This is a genomic window from Buttiauxella sp. B2 (assembly GCF_006376615.1).
In the GTDB taxonomy this organism is placed as follows: domain Bacteria; phylum Pseudomonadota; class Gammaproteobacteria; order Enterobacterales; family Enterobacteriaceae; genus Buttiauxella.
The window spans coordinates 97,916-116,490 of sequence record NZ_VEXQ01000009.1; the positions used below are offsets into that span (position 1 = coordinate 97,916).

The window sequence follows — 18,575 nt, forward strand, 5'->3', positions numbered from 1 at the left end:
TTATCCAAATTGTACTCATGTACTGGTACAATGTATCGCAGTAAACCTGTCGCTTCGACAGCTGTTCATCGTTTCAGGAATTCGTATGGCAACCTTATCGACCACCCAGGTATCACCGTCTATTTTCGGCGGGGTAATGATTATTGGCGGGACTATTATTGGCGCTGGGATGTTTTCCCTGCCGGTGGTGATGTCGGGTGCGTGGTTTTTCTGGTCTGTAGCGGCACTGTTGGTGACCTGGTTTTGTATGCTGCATTCCGGTTTAATGATTTTGGAAGCCAACCTCAACTACCGTGTTGGTTCCAGTTTTGACACCGTTACTAAAGACTTATTGGGCAAAGGCTGGAATCTGATTAACGGTCTTTCCATCGCGTTTGTGCTCTACATACTGACTTATGCCTATATTTCGGCAAGTGGTTCGATTATCCATCATACGCTGGGCAAAATGTCTGTAGAATTCCCAGCGCGATTCGCTGGGTTGATTTTTGCATTGGTGGTCGCCTTTACTGTCTGGTTAAGCACCAGAGCAGTCAGCCGTATGACGACGATTGTTCTCGGTGCAAAAATCCTGACCTTCTTTATGACGTTTGGCGGCCTGATGTGGCATATCGAACCCGCAACGTTGTTAGATAGCAAAGCGATAAATTCGAGCTATTTCCCGTATCTGCTGATGACACTACCATTTTGTCTCGCCTCGTTTGGCTACCACGGTAATGTGCCGAGCCTGATGAAGTATTACGGCAAAGATCCCCAAACCATTAAGCGCTGTTTGTTATGGGGAACGCTGATGGCGCTGGGGCTGTACATCATCTGGTTGGTTGGCAGCATGGGTAATATCCCACGCAGCGATTTTATCGCGATTGCGGATAAAGGCGGGAATATTGATGTGCTGGTCGGTGCATTGAGCGGTGTGCTAAACAGTCGCACTCTGGACTTGTTGCTTATCGTGTTCTCCAACTTCGCCGTAGCCAGCTCATTCCTTGGGGTGACGTTAGGATTATTCGATTATTTGGCCGATCTGTTTAAATTCGACGACTCGCCAATGGGGCGGTTGAAAACCGCGCTGGTGACATTTATCCCGCCAATGTTGGGTGGAGTTATCTGGCCTGATGGGTTTATCTACGCAATTGGTTTTGCGGGGCTGGCAGCAACTATCTGGGCGGCTATTGTTCCTGCACTTCTGGCAAAAGCCTCACGCAAAAAGTTTGGCAGCCCGCTTTATCGGGTTTGGGGAGGGAATAAAATGATTGTGCTGATACTCATCTTCGGCGTGACCAATGCCGCGATCCACATCCTATCGAGCTTCGATTTACTGCCGGTTTATCATTAAAAATTAGCCCCTCTGTTGAGGGGCTAATTCGTTAATTCTTCAGGCTTTCATGCACATCCATCGCTAAACCAAATGAATGCATTCGAGCCTCGCTATCAAAAATTTGGCCGTTAACCATAATTTCGTCGGCCTGTGTTTCCCGCAGTAATGAAATCAGCCCGTGGCGTACTTTCGCTTTATCACCCACCAATGACATGCTTAATGCCTGTTGCACACCATACTTCTCTGCCGGGCTCCAGAAATTGTCCATATTTTCAATTGGAGGCGGCAACTGGCCTGTTTCACCACGACGCAATTTAACGAAGGCCTGCTGCATCGATGTGAACAGGAATTCAGCGTCGCGGTTGCTGTCGGCGGCGATGATATTAATGCACACCATTGCATACGGTTTTTCCAGGCGAGCAGACGGTTTGAATTGGGCACGGTAAAGTTGCAATGCCTGGAACAACATGTCTGGCGCAAAGTGCGAGGCAAATGCGAACGGCAGCCCAAGTTGTGCGGCAAGTTGTGCGCTATACAGGCTTGAACCCAGTAGCCAGACAGGAATTTTTGTGTTGTAACCAGGAACCGGGCGTACCGCTGGATTAGGATCTGTTGCGTCAAACCAGGATACTAACTCACTTACGTCACGCGGGAAATTATCGATATCACCACTCATATGGCGGCGTAATGCCATCATAGTGCGCTGATCGCTGCCCGGTGCTCGGCCTAATCCCAGGTCAATACGCCCTGGGTAGAGAGTTTCCAGCGTACCAAATTGCTCGGCGATGACTAACGGCGAATGGTTCGGCAACATTACGCCGCCAGAACCCAGGCGCAAAGTTTCTGTATTTGCCGCCAAATAACCAATCAGTACCGATGTTGCCGCACTGGCAATACCCGTCATATTGTGGTGCTCAGCCAACCAGTAGCGGTGATATCCACGCTTTTCGGCAAGACGAGCTAAATCCAGAGAGCGATGAAATGCGTCACGAGGTTGGGAGCCTTGTGGAATAGGGGCTAAATCGAGTAAAGAGAACGGAACTTGGGTAATGTCAGACATAACGGCTCACTTTGTTAGACGAAGTGGGTAACTTCGTTTGCTGATAATTAGCCTCAGTATTGCGCAAAAACATCAACATTTAAGTAACAAAGTGAGCCTTTTCTCAGCTCTGAGTTACCAGCTCTAAACCAGCAACGCGCCGCCAGTAACCATTACAATCATTTTGCTGTGTCAGAGTTAAAGGTGCACTGCCGTTTTCATTTTTGCGGAACTCTTCCAGAACTCGCAGCGTTTCCATCCCCATCGGTGATAAACGGACCATATCAACCAGCCCTTTCATCGAAGCCAGTTCGTTTCCAAGGTTGTAAACATAGCCGCTCATGGTTTGAATTCCGTTGAGCACAAACACTTGCTGATTTTCCTGGGAAAGCATGTTGCGCCCTACTGGATATTTAATGCAGCAGGTTTCGCATTCATCTTTTGGCTTATCTTCGGAACGTGCAGTAAAGCAACGTGCTGAATAGGCTAGCGGCAGATGTCCGTAGCTAAGAACTTCAACTTCAAATTTGTTGCGGATACCCAACTCATCACACTGAATGAGCATGTTTGCCAGCCAGTCACGCGATAGTTCAACCGGCATGCACCAACGAACCATGCCTTGTTTCAGTAGCAACCGTAGCGTTACCGCGTTATAGCAGTTGAGTGCATGTCCCGCGACAAAAGGAAGCTTGCGCTCTGCTGCCATGTTCACAGCACCCAGGTCATTGGCTTCAATCAAGAAATCGCCATTCTCGACATAGCGCTTTAACTCGTTGAGCTCAGAAGGAGCTTGAACCAGAGCCAAAGTGGAAAGCACGACTTGCTTGCCCTGAACTGCGAGGCTTTTCGCCATATCCAGCCAGTCACTTGTTTTTGTAGCGCGACGTTTGCTACATATCGACTCACCAAGATAAATAGTCTCGGCGTTGCTGTTTGCTGCAGCCTGATAAAATTTTTCTAGCGTTTCTTTTGGCCAATAGTACAGCACTGGCCCTAATGAATATTTCATGGTCATTCCTACTGCCATTTACGGTGATAGGCACCGAGAGTGGTTTGCGTGCCTTCAGCCATTGCACCCAGAGCTTCCATCCATGCAGGTTGTGCCTGGTAGTTTTCAGGGTTCGCCATACAGCGGTCGATGGCCTGACGCCATACTTTGGCCACCTGGCTGACATATGCCGGGCTGCGCTGGCGGCCTTCAATTTTCACCGAAGCAATATTTGCCGCGAGTAATTCAGGCAGCAGTTCAAGCGTGTTCAGGCTGGTTGGTTCTTCAAGAGCATGGTATTTCTGGTCATCAACCAAATAGCGCCCTTTACACAGCGTCGGATAACCGGCATTTTCACCATCCTGATACCTGTCAATCAGCACATCATTAAGGCGCGATTCAAGACCCTGCGGTGTTTGCTGCCAACGGACAAAACGCGCCGGAGAACAAGCGCCCACAGTATTCGGTGATTCACCGGTCAAATAAGAAGAAAGATAGCAGCGACCTTCCGCCATGATGCACAGGCTACCAAAGGCAAAAACCTCCAGCGGTACGGGAGTCACACGGGCTAGCTGTTTCACCTGATGAATGGATAACACGCGTGGTAAAACAACACGAGCAACGTCGAAATGGCGATGATAAAAGCGAATTGCTTCTTCGTTGGTGGCGGAGGCTTGTACCGAAACATGGCGCTCGATATGCGGGTAACGCTCTGACGCATACTCAAGCATCGCCAGATCAGCCAGAATTAGGGCATCGGCCCCGAGTTGCGCTGCCATATCCACTGCTCGTTGCCAGCGCGCATAGCCGTCCGGGTGCGCAAACGTATTGATAGCGATATGAAGCTTACGGCCACGTTGATGCACGTAACTTACCGCTTCTTGCAGTTTCTTCTCCGTGAAATTCAGTCCAGCAAAATGGCGAGCGTTGGTATCATCTTTAAGGCCAATGTAAACCGCATCGGCACCATTATCGATGGCCGCTTTCAACGCCGGTAAGTTTCCAGCTGGGCAAAGCAACTCCATAATTTATCCTGAATCATCGGGTAACCTCAGAGGTAACCCATGCAGCCCTAAGGTAGGCGGCAAAATTGTTAACGAACTGGGATTTTAGATAACCCGGCGGCGACAAATTTTGATTTAAGGCAGCTAATGGCGTATTGATGAGCCTTATAAGTGCTATCGATAACTCGCGCAATTGTTGATTTGCACCGCTACGGAGAATGGTTGGTGTGGCAAAATAGCGGTTAAATTTTTCAAGGAGTAGAGCTCGTGCTGGATAAATTGCGTTCACGCCTGGTCCATCTTGGCCCGTCATTGTTGAGAACACCGGTTAAACTGACACCCTTTGCTCTGAAGCGTCAGGTACTTGAACAAGTGCTTGGATGGCAGTTTCGGCAGGCTCTCGCCGAGGGTGAACTCGAATTTCTGGAGGATCGCTGGTTAAGTATTGAAGTACGCGATCTCGGTCTGAAGTGGTTTACTTCGGTGCAAGATAATAAGCTGGTGGTACGTGAAGATGCTCCGGCAGATGTTAGTTTCAGCGCGACCGCTAACGATCTGCTGCTGATAGCCGCACGTAAACAAGATCCTGATACCTTATTTTTCCAGCGCCGCCTGGTGATTGAAGGTGACACTGAGCTGGGTCTTTATGTCAAAAATTTAATGGATGCCATTGAGCTGGATGCAATGCCGAAACCTTTACGCATGCTACTGCTGCAACTGGCTGATTTTGTCGAAGCAGGAATGAACCACAAACCTGCTCCAGAAAGTAACTCGGTAGGTGAGCCATGCTAATTCGTGTAGAAATACCTATTGATGCTCCAGGCATCGACGCTTTACTCCGCCGTTCTTTTAAAGGAAATGGTGAAGCGGATTTAGTGAAGGATTTGCGGGAGGACGGCCTGTTAACTCTGGGTATCGTTGCCACAGATGATGAAGGCCAGGTTATCGGTTACGCCGCATTTAGTCCCGTCGCAGTAGAAGGTGAAGAGCTTCAGTGGGTTGGCCTTGCGCCACTTGCTGTAGACGAAGCTTACCGTGGTCAGGGTCTGGCAAAACAACTGGTATACGAAGGGCTGGATTCACTCAATGAATTTGGCTACGCGGCGGTGGTTACTTTAGGTGAACCGGCTATGTACGGGCGCTTTGGTTTTGTTCCTGCAGCACAGTTTGCTTTACGTTGTACCTGGCCCGATACCGAAGCTTGCTTCTTGATTCATCCGTTGGCTGAAGACGCGCTAAATGGTGTGAGCGGCCTGGTTGAATATCACGAGCACTTCAATCGCGAATTTTAATTTCTTGGGTCTTTTGAAGGTCTGCCAGCAGATCTTCAAAAGATAATTTCCCTGCTACTAACATCTCTTTCTGCATTTTAGTCAGCTGTTTTATACGATATTCCAGGCGCAAAGCTGATGAGCGATCGCCCACCAGATGACTAAACGCCAATTTCAGTTCACCTTTTCCGCGTAGCGCTTTCGCCCCTTTTCCAGACTGGTGTTGACCAAAACGACGTACCACATCGGTAGTGATGCCGGTATACAAACGGTTATCGAGAGTACGGACTAAATACAAATACCAGGATGACATAAAGGGGGCGCATAATTAACGTTTTCCGCAGAATATCACTCTTCAGGTTGCACATGGAAACTCTCGATGCCATCAGTCGTTGGCTGAACAAACAGCACGTACTGACATACTGCGCAGGCAGCAATGGCGATTTATGGTGCGCCAACGCATTCTACTTATTCGATGAACAACGCGTAGCATTTTATCTGTTAAGCGAAACCCACACCCGGCACGGCGAACTTATTGGCAAAAAGGCCAATGTTGCTGGAACCGTTAACGGGCAGCCGAAAACCGTCGCCTTAATCCGTGGCGTACAGTTTCGCGGTGAAATCACCCTGGTTGAAGATGAAGTTGAAAGCATTCGCAGCCGCTACTGCAAGCGCTTCCCGGTGGCGAAAGTGATGAAAGCCCCGGTCTGGGAAATCAGGCTTGATGAGATAAAAATGACCGACAACACGCTCGGTTTTGGGAAAAAATTACACTGGTTGCGGGATAACACTAAACTTGGTGAATAAGCGAAAGGAGAACTTATGAGTCGGGTTTTGATTACGGGGGCCACAGGCCTGATCGGTGGGCACTTACTACGTATGCTGATTGATGAACCGCAAGTCAGCCACATCGTTGCTGCAACACGGCGTCCAGTACCGCCGATGAACAAAGTCACTAATCCTTACGATCTACAGTTAAGTGATGCTTTAACGCAATTAACCGAACCGCTTGATATCGTTTTTTGCTGCCTTGGCACCACGATGCGTGAGGCAGGTAGTAAAGAAGCGTTCGTTCTGGCGGATTACACACTGGTGGTGGACACTGCGATAACAGGCCTGCGTTTGGGCGCGAAACAGATGCTGGTGGTCAGTGCGATTGGTGCTAACAGTAAATCGCCATTTTTTTATAATCGGGTAAAAGGTGAAATGGAAGCAGCGCTGATAGCACAAGACTGGCCGCATCTAACGATTGCTCGCCCATCCATGTTGCTCGGGCATCGTGAATCACAACGCTTTAACGAATCGCTTTTTGCCCCCTTGTTTAAAATCATGCCTGGCAAATGGAAATCAATCGAAGCACGGGATGTGGCAAAGGCAATGTTGCACGAAGCGTTTTCCCCTTCGCACGATGGCGTGAACATTCTGGACTCACGTCAGTTGCGCGAAATCGCAGCTCGAACAGCGATTTCTTAGCGTTACCTTTCCAATACCCTGACAGTAGTCGTATTATTCATTCCAATAAAATAATACAAATCGTCTTTTTTGATCTCAGGGTAATGTTCAATGCAAACTCAAACTTCACTGCGTGTGGACGAAAAATCGTTCGCCTGGTGGAAACCAGTCCTGTTTTTTGCCGTGGTCATTGTTGGCTTGTGGGTAGTGAAATGGCAGCCGTATTACGGCAAAGCCTTCACTGCCGCCGAAACGCACAGTATCGGTAAATCCATTATTGCCCAGCCGGAAGCTAATCTATTCAAAGCGGCGTGGGACTATGCAATGGTCTACTTCCTTGCCGTATGGAAAGCCGCAGTATTGGGTGTACTTTTAGGTTCGCTGATTCAAGTACTGATCCCACAAAACTGGTTGCTACGAACCCTCGGCCAGTCTCGTTTTAGCGGTACTCTATTTGGCACACTTTTCTCACTGCCTGGCATGATGTGTACTTGCTGCGCAGCGCCTGTCGCGGTAGGAATGCGACGTCAGTCGGTTTCTATGGGCGGAGCGCTAGCGTTTTGGCTGGGTAACCCGTTACTGAACCCGGCGACACTTGTATTTATGGGATTTGTACTCGGTTGGCAGTTTGTTTTAATTCGCGTCATTGCTGGGATTATCACGGTATTAGGTGTGGCGACTCTTGTGCAACATTGGGTGAAGGACCAGCCTCAAACCACCGATATCCCACAACCTGTTATCGCCACAGCGCAGGTGCAAGGCAACTTCCTACAACGTTGGATGAAAGCTCTGTGGAATTTGTTCTGGAGCACGATCCCGGTTTATATCATCGCGGTTCTGGTTCTGGGGGCTGCTCGTGTTTGGTTGTTCCCGCATGCTGATGGCATGGTGGATAACACACTGTTCTGGGTGATTGCGATGGCGATTGCCGGCTGCCTGTTTGTGATCCCCACTGCGGCTGAAATCCCAATTATACAGACCATGATGCTGGCGGGAATGGGGATGGCTCCAGCACTGGCCTTGTTGATAACTTTGCCAGCCCTGAGTCTTCCATCATTAGTTATGCTGCATAAGGCGTTTCCCGCTAAAGCGCTGTGGTTAGCGGGTGGTCTGGTGGCGTTGAGTGGGGCGATTGTTGGCGCGTTGGCTCTAATATAAAAAAGCCCCGTAGGGGCTTTATCGTAAATGATGTACGACCTGGTTGCTGCTGCCGCGCCAGACAAGCGCCGGGTCCTTCAAATCCTGAACGAACTTACCGTCAATCAACACGTTAATTAAATCAATGATTTCACGCTGAGCTTGCGTTAACTCATCGAGTTTATAACCGGTCCACAGCCAGACATCTTTTCCGGGGCATTCCGCCCGAACCCGTTGCACCAGTTTGAGTACATCGGCGATATTCTGCGGATGAAGTGGATCACCGCCTGAAAGTGACAACCCCTGGCGACGTATCCGCGTATCGTTCAGATCAGCAATTATCCGGTCTTCCATTTTCTGCGTGAATGCCACACCGGAATTAACACGCCAGGTACTTTTGTTATAGCACCCCGGGCATTCGTGTACGCAACCGGAAACAAATAGCGTGCAGCGTGTTCCCGGCCCGTTAACGATATCGACTGGATAGTATTGGTGGACGTTCATTAGCCCAACTGCCCATTACCCAAATGCTTCACGCGACGCTTCACTTCTTCTTGCTTACCGGCGTTAAACGGGCGGGCATCCGGGCTGCCGAGGTAGCCGCAAACACGGCGTGTTACTGATACGCGAGCTGCATCGTGGTTGCCACATTTCGGGCAGGTGAAGCCTTTGCTGGTGCATTCAAACTCACCGGTAAAGCCGCATTCGTAACACTCATCGATTGGCGTATTGGTACCGTAATATGGAACGTGTTTGTAGCTGTAATCCCAGACATCTTCCAGCGCTTGCAGGTTGTGCTGAATGTTCGGGTATTCGCCATAACAGATGAAACCGCCGTTCGCCACAGGTGGATACGGTGCTTCAAAATCGATTTTGTCGTACGGGTTAACTTTTTTCTCAACGTCTAAGTGGAAGCTGTTGGTGTAATAGCCTTTATCGGTCACACCTGGAACCACACCAAATTCGGCGGTATCAAGACGGCAGAAACGGTCGCACAGGTTTTCACTTGGTGTGCTGTACAGGCTGAAACCGTAACCCGTTTCTTCTTTCCAGCTGTCGGTGGCCTGACGCAGACGTTCAACAATCGCCACGGCTTTCGCGCGCAGCACTTCGCTGTCATAAACGTGCTGGTTACCAAACAACGCATTCACCGTTTCGTGGATACCGATGTAACCCAAGGAAATCGACGCGCGACCATTCTTGAAGATTTCAGAAACGTCGTCGTCAGCTTTCAGGCGCACACCGCAAGCTCCTTCCATATACAGGATTGGCGCAACGCGAGCTTTCACCCCTTCCAGGCGTGCAATACGCGTCATCAGGGCTTTATATGCCAGCTCCAGGCGGCTATCGAGAAGCGCCCAGAAGGTGGCTTCATCGCCTTTGGCTTCCAGCGCAATACGCGGTAGGTTCAGGCTGATAACGCCGATGTTGTTACGGCCATCGTGAATCTGCTCGCCATTTTCTTCGTACACACCGAGGAAACTACGGCAACCCATTGGCGTTTTGAACGAACCGGTGACTTTCACAACCTGGTCGTAGTTCAGGATATCTGGATACATACGCTTGCTGGCGCACTCAAGAGCAAGTTGTTTAATATCGTAGTTCGCATCGCCAGCTTTGTGGTTCAGGCCATCTTTAATGGCGAAGACCAGTTTTGGGAACACCGCTGTTTTACGGTTTTTGCCAAGGCCCGCGATGCGATTGCGCAGAATAGAAGTCTGAATCAGGCGTGATTCCCAACTTGTTCCCAGACCGAAACCGAAGGTCACAAACGGTGTTTGGCCGTTGGCGGTGTGTAGCGTGTTTACTTCATATTCCAGAGACTGGAAGGCGTCATAACATTCTTTCTCGGTACGAGAAAGTGCATAGCCTTTAGCATCTGGAATTTGCCATTCTTCAGCGGTTTGACGATGTTTTTCAAAGCTTGCCGTCACAAACGGAGCCAGTACTTCATCAATGCGGTTAATCGTGGTGCCGCCATAAATGTGGCTGGCAACCTGGGCAATGATTTGTGCGGTCACGGCTGTTGCGGTGGAGATAGATTTTGGTGGTTCAATCTCAGCATTGCCCATTTTAAAGCCGTGCGTCAGCATGCCTTTGAGATCGATAAGCATGCAGTTAAACATTGGAAAGAACGGCGAGTAATCGAGATCGTGATAGTGAATATCACCACGCTCATGCGCCAGTACCACATCACGTGGCAACAAGTGTTGCGAGGCATAGTGTTTAGCCACAATACCGGCTAGCAGGTCACGTTGGGTCGGGATAACCTTGCTGTCTTTATTCGCATTTTCGTTGAGCAAGGCGGAGTTGGTTTGTTCTACCAGACCACGGATTTCCTGGTTCAGGCGGCCACGTTTCTCACGTTCGATATCACGGTCGTGGCGATATTCGATGTAAGCGCGTGCCAGTTGCTTGTAGTTACCCGCCATCAGTTGGTTTTCAACTGCGGTCTGAATCTCACCAATATCAACCTGGCTGCGGCCTTCCATCTGTGCACGCACAATATCTGCGACACGGCTGCAATAGTCTGCGTCATCGACTCCCGCTGCTTTAGCTGCACGAAGAATAGCTTCTTTAATGCGCTCTGAAGTGAAAGGTACTTTGCACCCGTCTCTTTTCATCACATGCGGTGTCATGATTTCTCCATTTTAAAAAAGGTTATCCACAAACGGATAGGATGGTTCGCAAGCGGGATTTGCTCGCTTTGCCATAGGCTTTCCATTTTTCTGGCCTATGTTTATCCACAGATAATCCCCAGAATCGTCTGTGGAACTTGTTGCTATAATAGTCGAAAGATACAATATGTAGGGGCGGGGTGCATTTTAAGGTCTATATGTAGTGATTTGCATCAAAGATGTTTGCGATTTTATTGATGCAGAACAAAGTAAATCGGGCGTAGCAGGAAGGATGGGCTGTGTGGAGAATTCTTAAAATTTCAGTATGAGTTTCTCCCTCCTGGCAGAGGGAGAAAGAGTAGACGATTACCCTTGTAACCAATAAACCGCCTCAAACGGTCGCAGGCTTATCTCACCGGGTTTACCCGCCGCTTCAGCGTAGTTGCTCATCAGCACATCCCATTCACCATCGAAGGCTTCTGGCATCCACCACTGATTCTCACGGCTAAGATTTGCGGCAACAATCAATGTTTGCCCTTGCCATTCGCGGCGATAACACCACAAATATGGATGTTCTGGCAGCAGATCCTGATAGTTACCCCAGGTGAATACAGGATTCGCCTTGCGTAATTTAATCAGTTGCTGATAGGCATAAAACACGGAGTTTGGGTCATCAATAGCTGCTTTGGCGTTAATGGTTTGATAGTTATCACACAGGTTTATCCACGGTGTTCCGTGAGTAAATCCGGCGTGTTCGCCATCGTCCCATTGCATTGGTGTGCGGCTATTATCGCGGGATTTACTGGCGAGAATTGCCAACAGATTGTCGCTGTCTCGCCCCTGAGCGCGGAGTTCAGCATACATGTTGTGGCTTTCCACATCGCGATAATCAATGATGCGTTTGAAATGTGGGTTAGTCATCCCCAATTCTTCGCCCTGATAAATATACGGCGTGCCTTGCATACCGTGTAGCACCATTGCCAGCATTTTCGCCGCAGGAACTCGCAACTCACCTTCATCGCCAAAACGTGACACGATGCGCGGTTGGTCGTGGTTGCACCAGAACAAAGCATTCCACGCCACATTATGCATGCCTTGCTGCCAGTGGCTGAAGATAGCTTTTAGCGCCACATAGTCAGGTGCCGCTAACGCCCATTTTTGCCCGCCAGGGTAGTCCACTTTCAGATGGTGGAAGTTGAACGTCATCGACAGTTCATTGCTATTCAACGCCGCATATTGCTGGCAGTTATCGAGAGTTGTCGACGACATTTCCCCCACAGTCATCAGCCCGCGTGGGGTAAACACATCACGGCTGAATTCTTGCAGATATTCGTGAATGCGTGGCCCGTCGGTGTAAAAACGACGCCCGTCACCACCGTCAATATCGTTTGGGAAATCCTGATCTTTAGATATGAGGTTTATCACATCGAGACGTAAACCATCTACGCCGCGATCGGCCCAAAACTCACAAACTTTTTTCAGTTCAGCGCGAACATGCGGGTTTTCCCAGTTGAGATCCGCCTGCTCGGGTGCAAACAGGTGCAGATAATACTGGCCACTTTCTGCATGCCAGCGCCAGGCGTTGCCGCCAAATTTGGAGCGCCAGTTGTTTGGCAAAATGTCTGGTGTGCCGTCGCGCCAGATATAAAAATCGCGGTAAGGGCTCTCTTTATTCAGCGATTCGTGGAACCAGGCATGCTGCGTAGAAGTATGGTTAAACACCATATCCAGAATGATACGGATCCCGCGGACGTGAGCCTCAGCGACCAGCTTGTCGAAGTCATCCAGCGTGCCGTAGGTGGGATCGATGGCGCAATAATTGGCGACGTCGTAGCCGTTATCAATCTGTGGGGAAATATAAAACGGGGTCAGCCAAATGGCATCAACACCCAACAGCTTTAAGTAGTCCAGGCGCTTAATTACGCCTGCGAGATCGCCGGTGCCGCTGCCGGTCGTGTCCTGAAAACTCTTCGGGTAGATCTGGTAGATGACACCATGCTGCCACCATGGAGGAGTTGTATTCATAAAACATTCCTAAAACGGTGAGGCCATCACGGCCTCTGATGTCGGATGTCGCTAACGCTAATCCGACCTACGAAAAGTAGTGGTAGGGTGGATTAGCGCAAGCGACATCCACCATTGGTTGTGAACTGTCTACACCACTAACAACGTGCCCTGACGGTACTTGCGCTTATACATCACGCTGGTCAGTACGATGGGAACCACCACTGCAATCAGAATCGCGAGGGAATAAACTTCCCAATAACGTGGCTGAATGGACAGGATACCAGGCAAACCACCGACGCCAATCCCGTTCGCCATCACGCCGCTCAGGCCACACAGCAAGCCTGCAAGACCAGAACCAATCATCGCGCACAGCATCGGGAAGCGGTATTTCAAGTTGATGCCGTACATTGCCGGTTCGGTCACACCCAGGTATGCGGAAATCGCTGCCGGAACTGAAATCTCACGTTCGTTATGTTTACGGCTACAAATGATGATGCCGACAACCGCGGATGCCTGAGCAATGTTAGACAACGCAATCAGTGGCCACACAGGCGTTCCACCCATGCTCTGAATCATTTGCATGTCGATGGCGAGCGTCGTCTGATGCACGCCGGTAATCACCAATGGCGCGTACATGAAACCAAACAGCGCGGCACCGATAGGTGCAAAACTGCCGGTCATCAAGTGGCGAACCGCAAATGCCACACCGTCACCAATCCAGCGACCGAACGGGCCGATAAACGCGTGTGCCAGGAATACTGCCAGAATCAGTGAACACACAGGTACTACTACAAGATAGAGGTAATCTGGCACGATGCGCTTCAGACGCGTCTCAATAAAGCCAAGAGCCAGGCCCGCCAGCAGTGCTGGAATCACCTGTGCCTGATAACCGACTTTCTCGATCGTGAACCAGCCAAAGTTCCACACTTCCGGAATTTTGCTACCTAATTCATAGGCATTCATCAACTGTGGTGATACGAGCGTGACGCCAAGTACAATCCCAAGGATAGGCGTCCCACCCATTTTTCGCACGGCAGACCAGCAAATACCGACTGGCAGATAGAAGAAAATGGCCTCGCCAATCAGCCACAAGAAGTCGTAGATGGATTGCAAAGAAGGGTGCATTTGCGCAAGCGTCTGGCCGTTGCTCATCGGCAAATCACCGATCACATTGCGGAAACCTAAGATCAAACCACCGCTTATCAATGCCGGTAACAGAGGGAAGAAGATCTCCGCAAAGTGGGAAATCAATTGCTCATGCCACTTCATATTCTGGCGTGCGGCAAGTTTGGCTTGTTCTTTATCCGCTGTGCTATGTCCTGTAGCCGCAATCAACGCTTGATAGTAATCGCCCACTTCCGGGCCAATCACCACCTGGAACTGCCCGGCGTTGGTAAAGCAGCCTTTGACCATCGGCAGTTCTTCGATTTCTTTTGGGGAAGCCGCCGCTGGGTTGTTCAATACAAAACGCAACCGGGTAATACAGTGGCTCACGGTTGCAATGTTGGCACGTCCGCCGACCAGGTCTATCAGCCTGTCTATATCCTGTTGTTTCACTTTGGCCATTTTGATGTTCCGAAGGAGTGAGGGGTTAGCTGCGTGCAAGGTTATCTTTTAATCTTTTTTATGAAAACGGGAACGTTCCCAAAATCAAGTGACGATCACAATAAACCGTGAACGAAGACGGTTACAGCAACGAACCAGGGATCACTATTTGGCGCAGATCGCAGGACTGCGTGATTTGGCCGATCAACTGCCGTGCGGCCTGGCGTCCGGCTTCTGCATAGCCTGGATCGACGGTGATAATTTCTGGATGGAGGAATTTCATCAGCGGCGTACTGCCCACGCTTGCCAGTTGAAGCGTTGTGATTTGTTTTTCCTGCAAATACTTACTGGCCCCAAGGGCGAGGGTATCGGTGGCGCAAACCAGGGCGGTGGTTTCTGGCATCAATACTTCTTCTACGTGATCATAGCCTTGCTTCATCGCCAGGCCCGGAAGAACGAAGTTTGGCGTTAAAGCATGGGCTTTGCAAAAAGCGAGATACGCCTCATGTCGGCGATAACCGGTCGTGATATCGCTATGAGGAACACCAAGGAAGCTGATATGTCGGTGACCTTGTTCGTACAGGCGCGTCATCAGAATAGTAATGGCCCCTTCGTCGTCATAACAAACTGAGGCAAATCCTTTGGCGTCTCGTGCCATCAAAACCAGCGTTGATTGCCACGGCTGTAAAATTTTCTCAGGAATGCCGGTGAAGCCAAACAAAATGACGCCGTCGATATTACGCCGCTGCAAGACACCAAGATGCTCTTCAACCAGTTTCGGGGAAAACTGGCTTTCCATCATGATGGGATCATAGCCTTGCTCATAAAGCGACGGGAGCATGGTTTGCACCGCCAGATTTTCCGATAGCGAATCCAGACGCGTCACAATAATGGCGACGACTTTATCGCTCTGCCCACGCATAGCACGCGCTGAACGGGAAGGGGAGAAGCCTTCTTGCTGCATTACCGCTTCCACACGTTCACGCGTGCGGGCGCTGACCCCGCTTTCATTATTCAGAACGCGAGAGACAGTGGATTTACCCACACCGCTTAAGCGGGCGATATCTTTTATCGTGAGACGGCTTTGCATAGCGACGGTTCTTCCCTGCAATCAATTTCTTATTAGAGTAAGGCTTGCCAACGATACCACAATGGAAAAAATCTGGTTTAGATGAGGTTTAGTTTTACGGGTGTAGACTGTGCCTGTAGAAATATTTTTTAACCGGAGGCGACATGGAACCCGATCCCAGTCCTAAAACTGTAATGACAGGAATAATCCGGTAATAATCCCTTCTTATTAGATGTGGCTGCCTTACCGGATAGCGTAAGGCAGTGGCGTGGATCGTACTTTTCAATGATGTCCCTGCTGATGAAAAAATTTGGCCTGCAAGGCAAGGATTAGCCGTGCCTGCATGCTAACAGGTACCGTATTATGCGGTGCTAAGGGACTACTATGCTGTTTAAAAATCTGACCCGGCAGTTGTTTGCACAACTCAGCCGCCACCTGCCACGTCGCCTGATCCAACGCGACTTGATGCCGGGTGACAATTCCATTGTTCATGCACAAGAGGTTCCGGTCTCGCTGAGCGAAACCTGCCTGAAATATGCTGCAGCTTCCGAAGAACAACTGTATCGCGATTTCCAAAGCCACCCGGAAGGGCTAAATGCGCGTGAAATCGAACGTGCGCTCGACGTGCATGGGCTGAACCAAATTCCAGCACAAAAGCCGTCGCCGTGGTGGGTACATCTGTGGACTTGCTACCGTAACCCTTTCAATATGTTACTTACGATACTTGGCCTGGTTTCCTACTCGACTGAGGATCTTTTTGCCGCAGGCGTCATCACTTTGATGGTGGTGATCGCGACATTGCTGAACTTCGTGCAGGAAGCGCGATCCACCAAAGCGGCGGATACGCTAAAAGCGATGGTCAGCAACACCGCCACGGTGCTGCGCGTAATAGATGAAAGCGGTGAAAATAAGTTTGTCGAAATTCCTATCGAAAAACTGGTTCCGGGCGATATCGTCAAACTGGCTGCGGGTGACATGATCCCTGCGGACCTGCGTGTGTTGCAGGCTCGCGATCTTTTTGTCGGCCAGGCGTCGCTTACTGGCGAGTCCTTGCCGGTTGAAAAAGTGGCAGTCAGTCGGGATATGTCACACAACAACCCGTTGGAATGCGACACGTTATGCTTTATGGGCACTAACGTGGTGAGCGGCACAGCGCTGGCAATGATTATTGCAACGGGTGGCAACACCTGGTTTGGGCAACTTGCAGGGCGCGTGACTCAGCAAGAAAGCGAACCGAATGCTTTCCAGAAAGGTATCAGCCGTGTGAGTTGGGTGCTTATCCGCTTCATGCTCGTGATGACGCCAATCGTGTTGCTGATTAACGGGTTTACCAAAGGCGACTGGTGGGAAGCTGCTCTGTTCTCGCTCTCTGTGGCTGTAGGTTTGACGCCTGAAATGCTGCCGATGATTGTTACTTCAACACTGGCACGCGGCGCGGTAAAACTCTCGAAACAGAAAGTTATCGTCAAACACCTCGATGCGATTCAAAACTTTGGTGCAATGGATATCCTGTGCACCGACAAAACCGGCACGCTGACGCAGGATCGTATTGTTCTGGAAACCCACACCGATATTCTTGGTGCGGTTAGCAACCATGTTCTGCACACCGCCTGGCTCAACAGCCATTATCAGACAGGGCTGAAAAACCTGCTGGATGTGGCAGTGCTGGAAGGTGTTGATGAAGAGAGTGCGCGTAATGCCGCAGCACGTTGGCAAAAAGTGGATGAGATCCCATTCGATTTTGAACGCCGTCGCATGTCGGTTGTGGTATCCGAACAACCAGATGTACATCAGTTGATCTGCAAAGGTGCGTTGCAGGAGATCCTCAACGTCTGCACTCAGGTTCGTTATGGTGATGAGATTGTACCGCTCAGTGATTCCTTACTGGCACGTATCCGCCGGGTTACCGACGATCTGAACCGCCAGGGATTGCGTGTGGTGGCGGTTGCCAGCAAATTCTTGCCAGCGCGTACTGAAGATTACGGCCGTATTGATGAATCAGATCTGATCCTCGAAGGCTACATTGCGTTCCTTGATCCACCGAAAGAAACCACCGCACCGGCGTTAAAAGCGCTGAAAGAAAGTGGCATCGCAGTGAAGATCCTGACGGGTGATAGTGAACTGGTTGCAGCGAAAGTGTGCCGTGAAGTGGGGCTGGATGTCGGTGATTTGGTTACCGGCAGCGAAATCGAAAACATGAGTGACGAAGAACTCGCAAAACTGGCTCTGCGCACCACGCTGTTTGCCCGTCTTACACCAATGCACAAAGAGCGTATCGTGCGCCTGCTGCGTGGTGAAGGGCATGTGGTTGGCTTTATGGGTGACGGCATTAATGATGCGCCTGCATTACGTGCAGCAGACATCGGTATTTCAGTCGATGGCGCAGTGGATATCGCACGTGAAGCGGCAGATATCATTTTGCTGGAAAAAAGCCTGATGGTGCTGGAAGAAGGTGTGATTGAAGGGCGAAGAACTTTCGCCAACATGTTGAAATACATCAAAATGACCGCCAGTTCTAACTTTGGTAACGTGTTCAGCGTGCTGGTGGCAAGTGCCTTCTTGCCGTTCTTACCGATGTTGCCACTGCACTTACTGATTCAGAACCTGCTGTACGATGTGTCCCAGGTTGCGATTCCGTTCGATAACGTAGATGACGAGCAAATCAAGAAACCACAGCGCTGGAACCCGGCGGATTTAGGGCGCTTTATGGTGTTCTTCGGGCCGATAAGTTCCATCTTCGATATTCTGACTTTCTGCGTGATGTGGTGGGTGTTCAAGGCTAACGTGCCCGAAGCGCAAACCCTGTTCCAGTCAGGCTGGTTCGTTGTGGGATTGCTGTCGCAAACATTGATTGTGCATATGATTCGTACCCGTCGTATTCCATTCATTCAGAGCCGCGCGGCCTGGCCGTTGCTGGTTATGACGCTGGTGGTGATGGTTGCTGGGATTGCTCTACCGTTCTCGCCGTTGGCAAGCTACCTGCAACTTCAGGCGCTACCACTGAGCTACTTCCCATGGCTGATTGCTATCCTTGCGGGATACATGACGCTCACTCAGTGTGTGAAAGGTTTCTATAGCCGCCGTTACGGCTGGCAGTAATCTTAATCCTGGCGAGATGTGATCTGCATCTCGC

At 50.1% G+C, this 18,575-nt stretch carries 16 protein-coding genes; 7 read left to right on the forward strand and 9 right to left on the reverse strand.

Features of this window, described 5'->3' with window-relative positions:
* Window positions 1-85: 85 nt before the first annotated feature.
* The gene (gene mtr, locus FH968_RS12235; protein WP_139879843.1) at window positions 86-1,330 is read left to right on the forward strand and encodes a tryptophan permease; all 1,245 of its coding nucleotides are present in this window, start codon (window positions 86-88) and stop codon (window positions 1,328-1,330) included.
* 31 nt (window positions 1,331-1,361) lie between these two features.
* Here the strand turns inward: mtr and FH968_RS12240 are convergent, their stop codons facing one another.
* The 3 genes from FH968_RS12240 to FH968_RS12250 all read right to left on the reverse strand — a co-directional run bounded on the left by FH968_RS12240 (window position 1,362) and on the right by FH968_RS12250 (window position 4,364).
* On the reverse strand, window positions 1,362-2,372 hold the full coding sequence (locus tag FH968_RS12240) for a luciferase-like monooxygenase (protein ID WP_139879845.1): 1,011 nt from the start codon (window positions 2,370-2,372) through the stop codon (window positions 1,362-1,364).
* Window positions 2,373-2,475: 103 nt separating this feature from the next.
* Window positions 2,476-3,360: a U32 family peptidase gene (locus FH968_RS12245; RefSeq protein ID WP_139879847.1), complete on the reverse strand. Its 885-nt coding sequence runs from the start codon at window positions 3,358-3,360 to the stop codon at window positions 2,476-2,478.
* A gap of 8 nt (window positions 3,361-3,368) precedes the next feature.
* Complete coding sequence (locus FH968_RS12250) at window positions 3,369-4,364, reverse strand: peptidase U32 family protein (protein ID WP_139879849.1); 996 nt, start codon at window positions 4,362-4,364, stop codon at window positions 3,369-3,371.
* Between the two features lie 246 nt (window positions 4,365-4,610).
* On the opposite strand from FH968_RS12250, the gene FH968_RS12255 reads away from it, so the two are divergent.
* Together FH968_RS12255 and FH968_RS12260 are read left to right on the forward strand one after the other, a co-directional pair.
* Window positions 4,611-5,135 (forward strand): SCP2 domain-containing protein, encoded by a 525-nt coding sequence (locus FH968_RS12255; protein WP_139879851.1) that lies wholly within the window; start codon window positions 4,611-4,613, stop codon window positions 5,133-5,135.
* Window positions 5,129-5,635: a GNAT family N-acetyltransferase gene (locus tag FH968_RS12260; RefSeq protein WP_139879853.1), complete on the forward strand. Its 507-nt coding sequence runs from the start codon at window positions 5,129-5,131 to the stop codon at window positions 5,633-5,635. The genes FH968_RS12255 and FH968_RS12260 overlap by 7 nt, the downstream gene beginning before the upstream one ends.
* Here the strand turns inward: FH968_RS12260 and FH968_RS12265 are convergent.
* Window positions 5,619-5,927, reverse strand: a complete 309-nt coding sequence (locus FH968_RS12265) for a GIY-YIG nuclease family protein (RefSeq protein WP_139879855.1) — start codon at window positions 5,925-5,927, stop codon at window positions 5,619-5,621. The genes FH968_RS12260 and FH968_RS12265 overlap by 17 nt on opposite strands.
* A 53-nt stretch (window positions 5,928-5,980) precedes the next feature.
* Here FH968_RS12265 and FH968_RS12270 point away from each other — a divergent pair, with 53 nt between their 5' ends.
* The 3 genes from FH968_RS12270 (at window position 5,981) to FH968_RS12280 (ending at window position 8,224) form a co-directional block, all read left to right on the forward strand.
* Window positions 5,981-6,421, forward strand: coding sequence for a YhbP family protein (locus tag FH968_RS12270; protein ID WP_139879857.1), 441 nt, complete (start codon window positions 5,981-5,983; stop codon window positions 6,419-6,421).
* Between the two features lie 15 nt (window positions 6,422-6,436).
* Window positions 6,437-7,087 carry an NAD(P)H-binding protein gene (locus tag FH968_RS12275; RefSeq protein WP_139879859.1) on the forward strand — a complete coding sequence of 217 codons (651 nt, stop codon included), beginning with the start codon at window positions 6,437-6,439 and terminating at the stop codon, window positions 7,085-7,087.
* Window positions 7,088-7,177: 90 nt separating this feature from the next.
* Window positions 7,178-8,224 carry a permease gene (locus FH968_RS12280; RefSeq protein WP_139879861.1) on the forward strand — a complete coding sequence of 349 codons (1,047 nt, stop codon included), beginning with the start codon at window positions 7,178-7,180 and terminating at the stop codon, window positions 8,222-8,224.
* Window positions 8,225-8,242: 18 nt separating this feature from the next.
* Here FH968_RS12280 and nrdG read toward each other — a convergent pair whose 3' ends face one another.
* The 5 genes from nrdG to treR form a co-directional block, all read right to left on the reverse strand.
* Window positions 8,243-8,707, reverse strand: coding sequence for an anaerobic ribonucleoside-triphosphate reductase-activating protein (nrdG, locus tag FH968_RS12285; RefSeq protein ID WP_139879863.1), 465 nt, complete (start codon window positions 8,705-8,707; stop codon window positions 8,243-8,245).
* Window positions 8,707-10,842 (reverse strand): anaerobic ribonucleoside-triphosphate reductase, encoded by a 2,136-nt coding sequence (gene nrdD, locus FH968_RS12290; protein WP_139879866.1) that lies wholly within the window; start codon window positions 10,840-10,842, stop codon window positions 8,707-8,709. Before nrdD ends, nrdG begins: the two co-directional genes overlap by 1 nt.
* Before the next feature lie 345 nt (window positions 10,843-11,187).
* Complete coding sequence (gene treC, locus FH968_RS12295) at window positions 11,188-12,846, reverse strand: alpha,alpha-phosphotrehalase (RefSeq protein WP_139879868.1); 1,659 nt, start codon at window positions 12,844-12,846, stop codon at window positions 11,188-11,190.
* Between the two features lie 129 nt (window positions 12,847-12,975).
* Window positions 12,976-14,394, reverse strand: coding sequence for a PTS trehalose transporter subunit IIBC (gene treB / locus FH968_RS12300; protein WP_139879870.1), 1,419 nt, complete (start codon window positions 14,392-14,394; stop codon window positions 12,976-12,978).
* Between the two features lie 121 nt (window positions 14,395-14,515).
* A complete protein-coding gene (treR, locus tag FH968_RS12305; RefSeq protein ID WP_139879872.1) occupies window positions 14,516-15,463 on the reverse strand; it encodes a trehalose operon repressor TreR in 948 nt (315 codons plus the stop codon).
* 363 nt (window positions 15,464-15,826) lie between these two features.
* On the opposite strand from treR, the gene mgtA reads away from it, so the two are divergent.
* On the forward strand, window positions 15,827-18,541 hold the full coding sequence (mgtA, locus tag FH968_RS12310) for a magnesium-translocating P-type ATPase (protein WP_370451499.1): 2,715 nt from the start codon (window positions 15,827-15,829) through the stop codon (window positions 18,539-18,541).
* Window positions 18,542-18,575: the final 34 nt, after the last annotated feature.

What these genes read in the sequence shown, in the direction of transcription:
- FH968_RS12250 (WP_139879849.1), bottom strand. Translation starts at nt 4,364, where the DNA reads ATGGAGTTGCTTTGCCCAGCTGGAAACTTACCGGCGTTGAAAGCGGCC.
- treR (WP_139879872.1), bottom strand. Translation starts at nt 15,463, where the DNA reads ATGCAAAGCCGTCTCACGATAAAAGATATCGCCCGCTTAAGCGGTGTG.
- nrdD (WP_139879866.1), bottom strand. Translation starts at nt 10,842, where the DNA reads ATGACACCGCATGTGATGAAAAGAGACGGGTGCAAAGTACCTTTCACT.
- FH968_RS12270 (WP_139879857.1), top strand. Translation starts at nt 5,981, where the DNA reads ATGGAAACTCTCGATGCCATCAGTCGTTGGCTGAACAAACAGCACGTA.
- FH968_RS12260 (WP_139879853.1), top strand. Translation starts at nt 5,129, where the DNA reads ATGCTAATTCGTGTAGAAATACCTATTGATGCTCCAGGCATCGACGCT.
- FH968_RS12280 (WP_139879861.1), top strand. Translation starts at nt 7,178, where the DNA reads ATGCAAACTCAAACTTCACTGCGTGTGGACGAAAAATCGTTCGCCTGG.
- mgtA (WP_370451499.1), top strand. Translation starts at nt 15,827, where the DNA reads ATGCTGTTTAAAAATCTGACCCGGCAGTTGTTTGCACAACTCAGCCGC.
- FH968_RS12240 (WP_139879845.1), bottom strand. Translation starts at nt 2,372, where the DNA reads ATGTCTGACATTACCCAAGTTCCGTTCTCTTTACTCGATTTAGCCCCT.
- treB (WP_139879870.1), bottom strand. Translation starts at nt 14,394, where the DNA reads ATGGCCAAAGTGAAACAACAGGATATAGACAGGCTGATAGACCTGGTC.
- FH968_RS12275 (WP_139879859.1), top strand. Translation starts at nt 6,437, where the DNA reads ATGAGTCGGGTTTTGATTACGGGGGCCACAGGCCTGATCGGTGGGCAC.
- treC (WP_139879868.1), bottom strand. Translation starts at nt 12,846, where the DNA reads ATGAATACAACTCCTCCATGGTGGCAGCATGGTGTCATCTACCAGATC.
- FH968_RS12265 (WP_139879855.1), bottom strand. Translation starts at nt 5,927, where the DNA reads ATGTCATCCTGGTATTTGTATTTAGTCCGTACTCTCGATAACCGTTTG.
- nrdG (WP_139879863.1), bottom strand. Translation starts at nt 8,707, where the DNA reads ATGAACGTCCACCAATACTATCCAGTCGATATCGTTAACGGGCCGGGA.
- mtr (WP_139879843.1), top strand. Translation starts at nt 86, where the DNA reads ATGGCAACCTTATCGACCACCCAGGTATCACCGTCTATTTTCGGCGGG.
- FH968_RS12245 (WP_139879847.1), bottom strand. Translation starts at nt 3,360, where the DNA reads ATGAAATATTCATTAGGGCCAGTGCTGTACTATTGGCCAAAAGAAACG.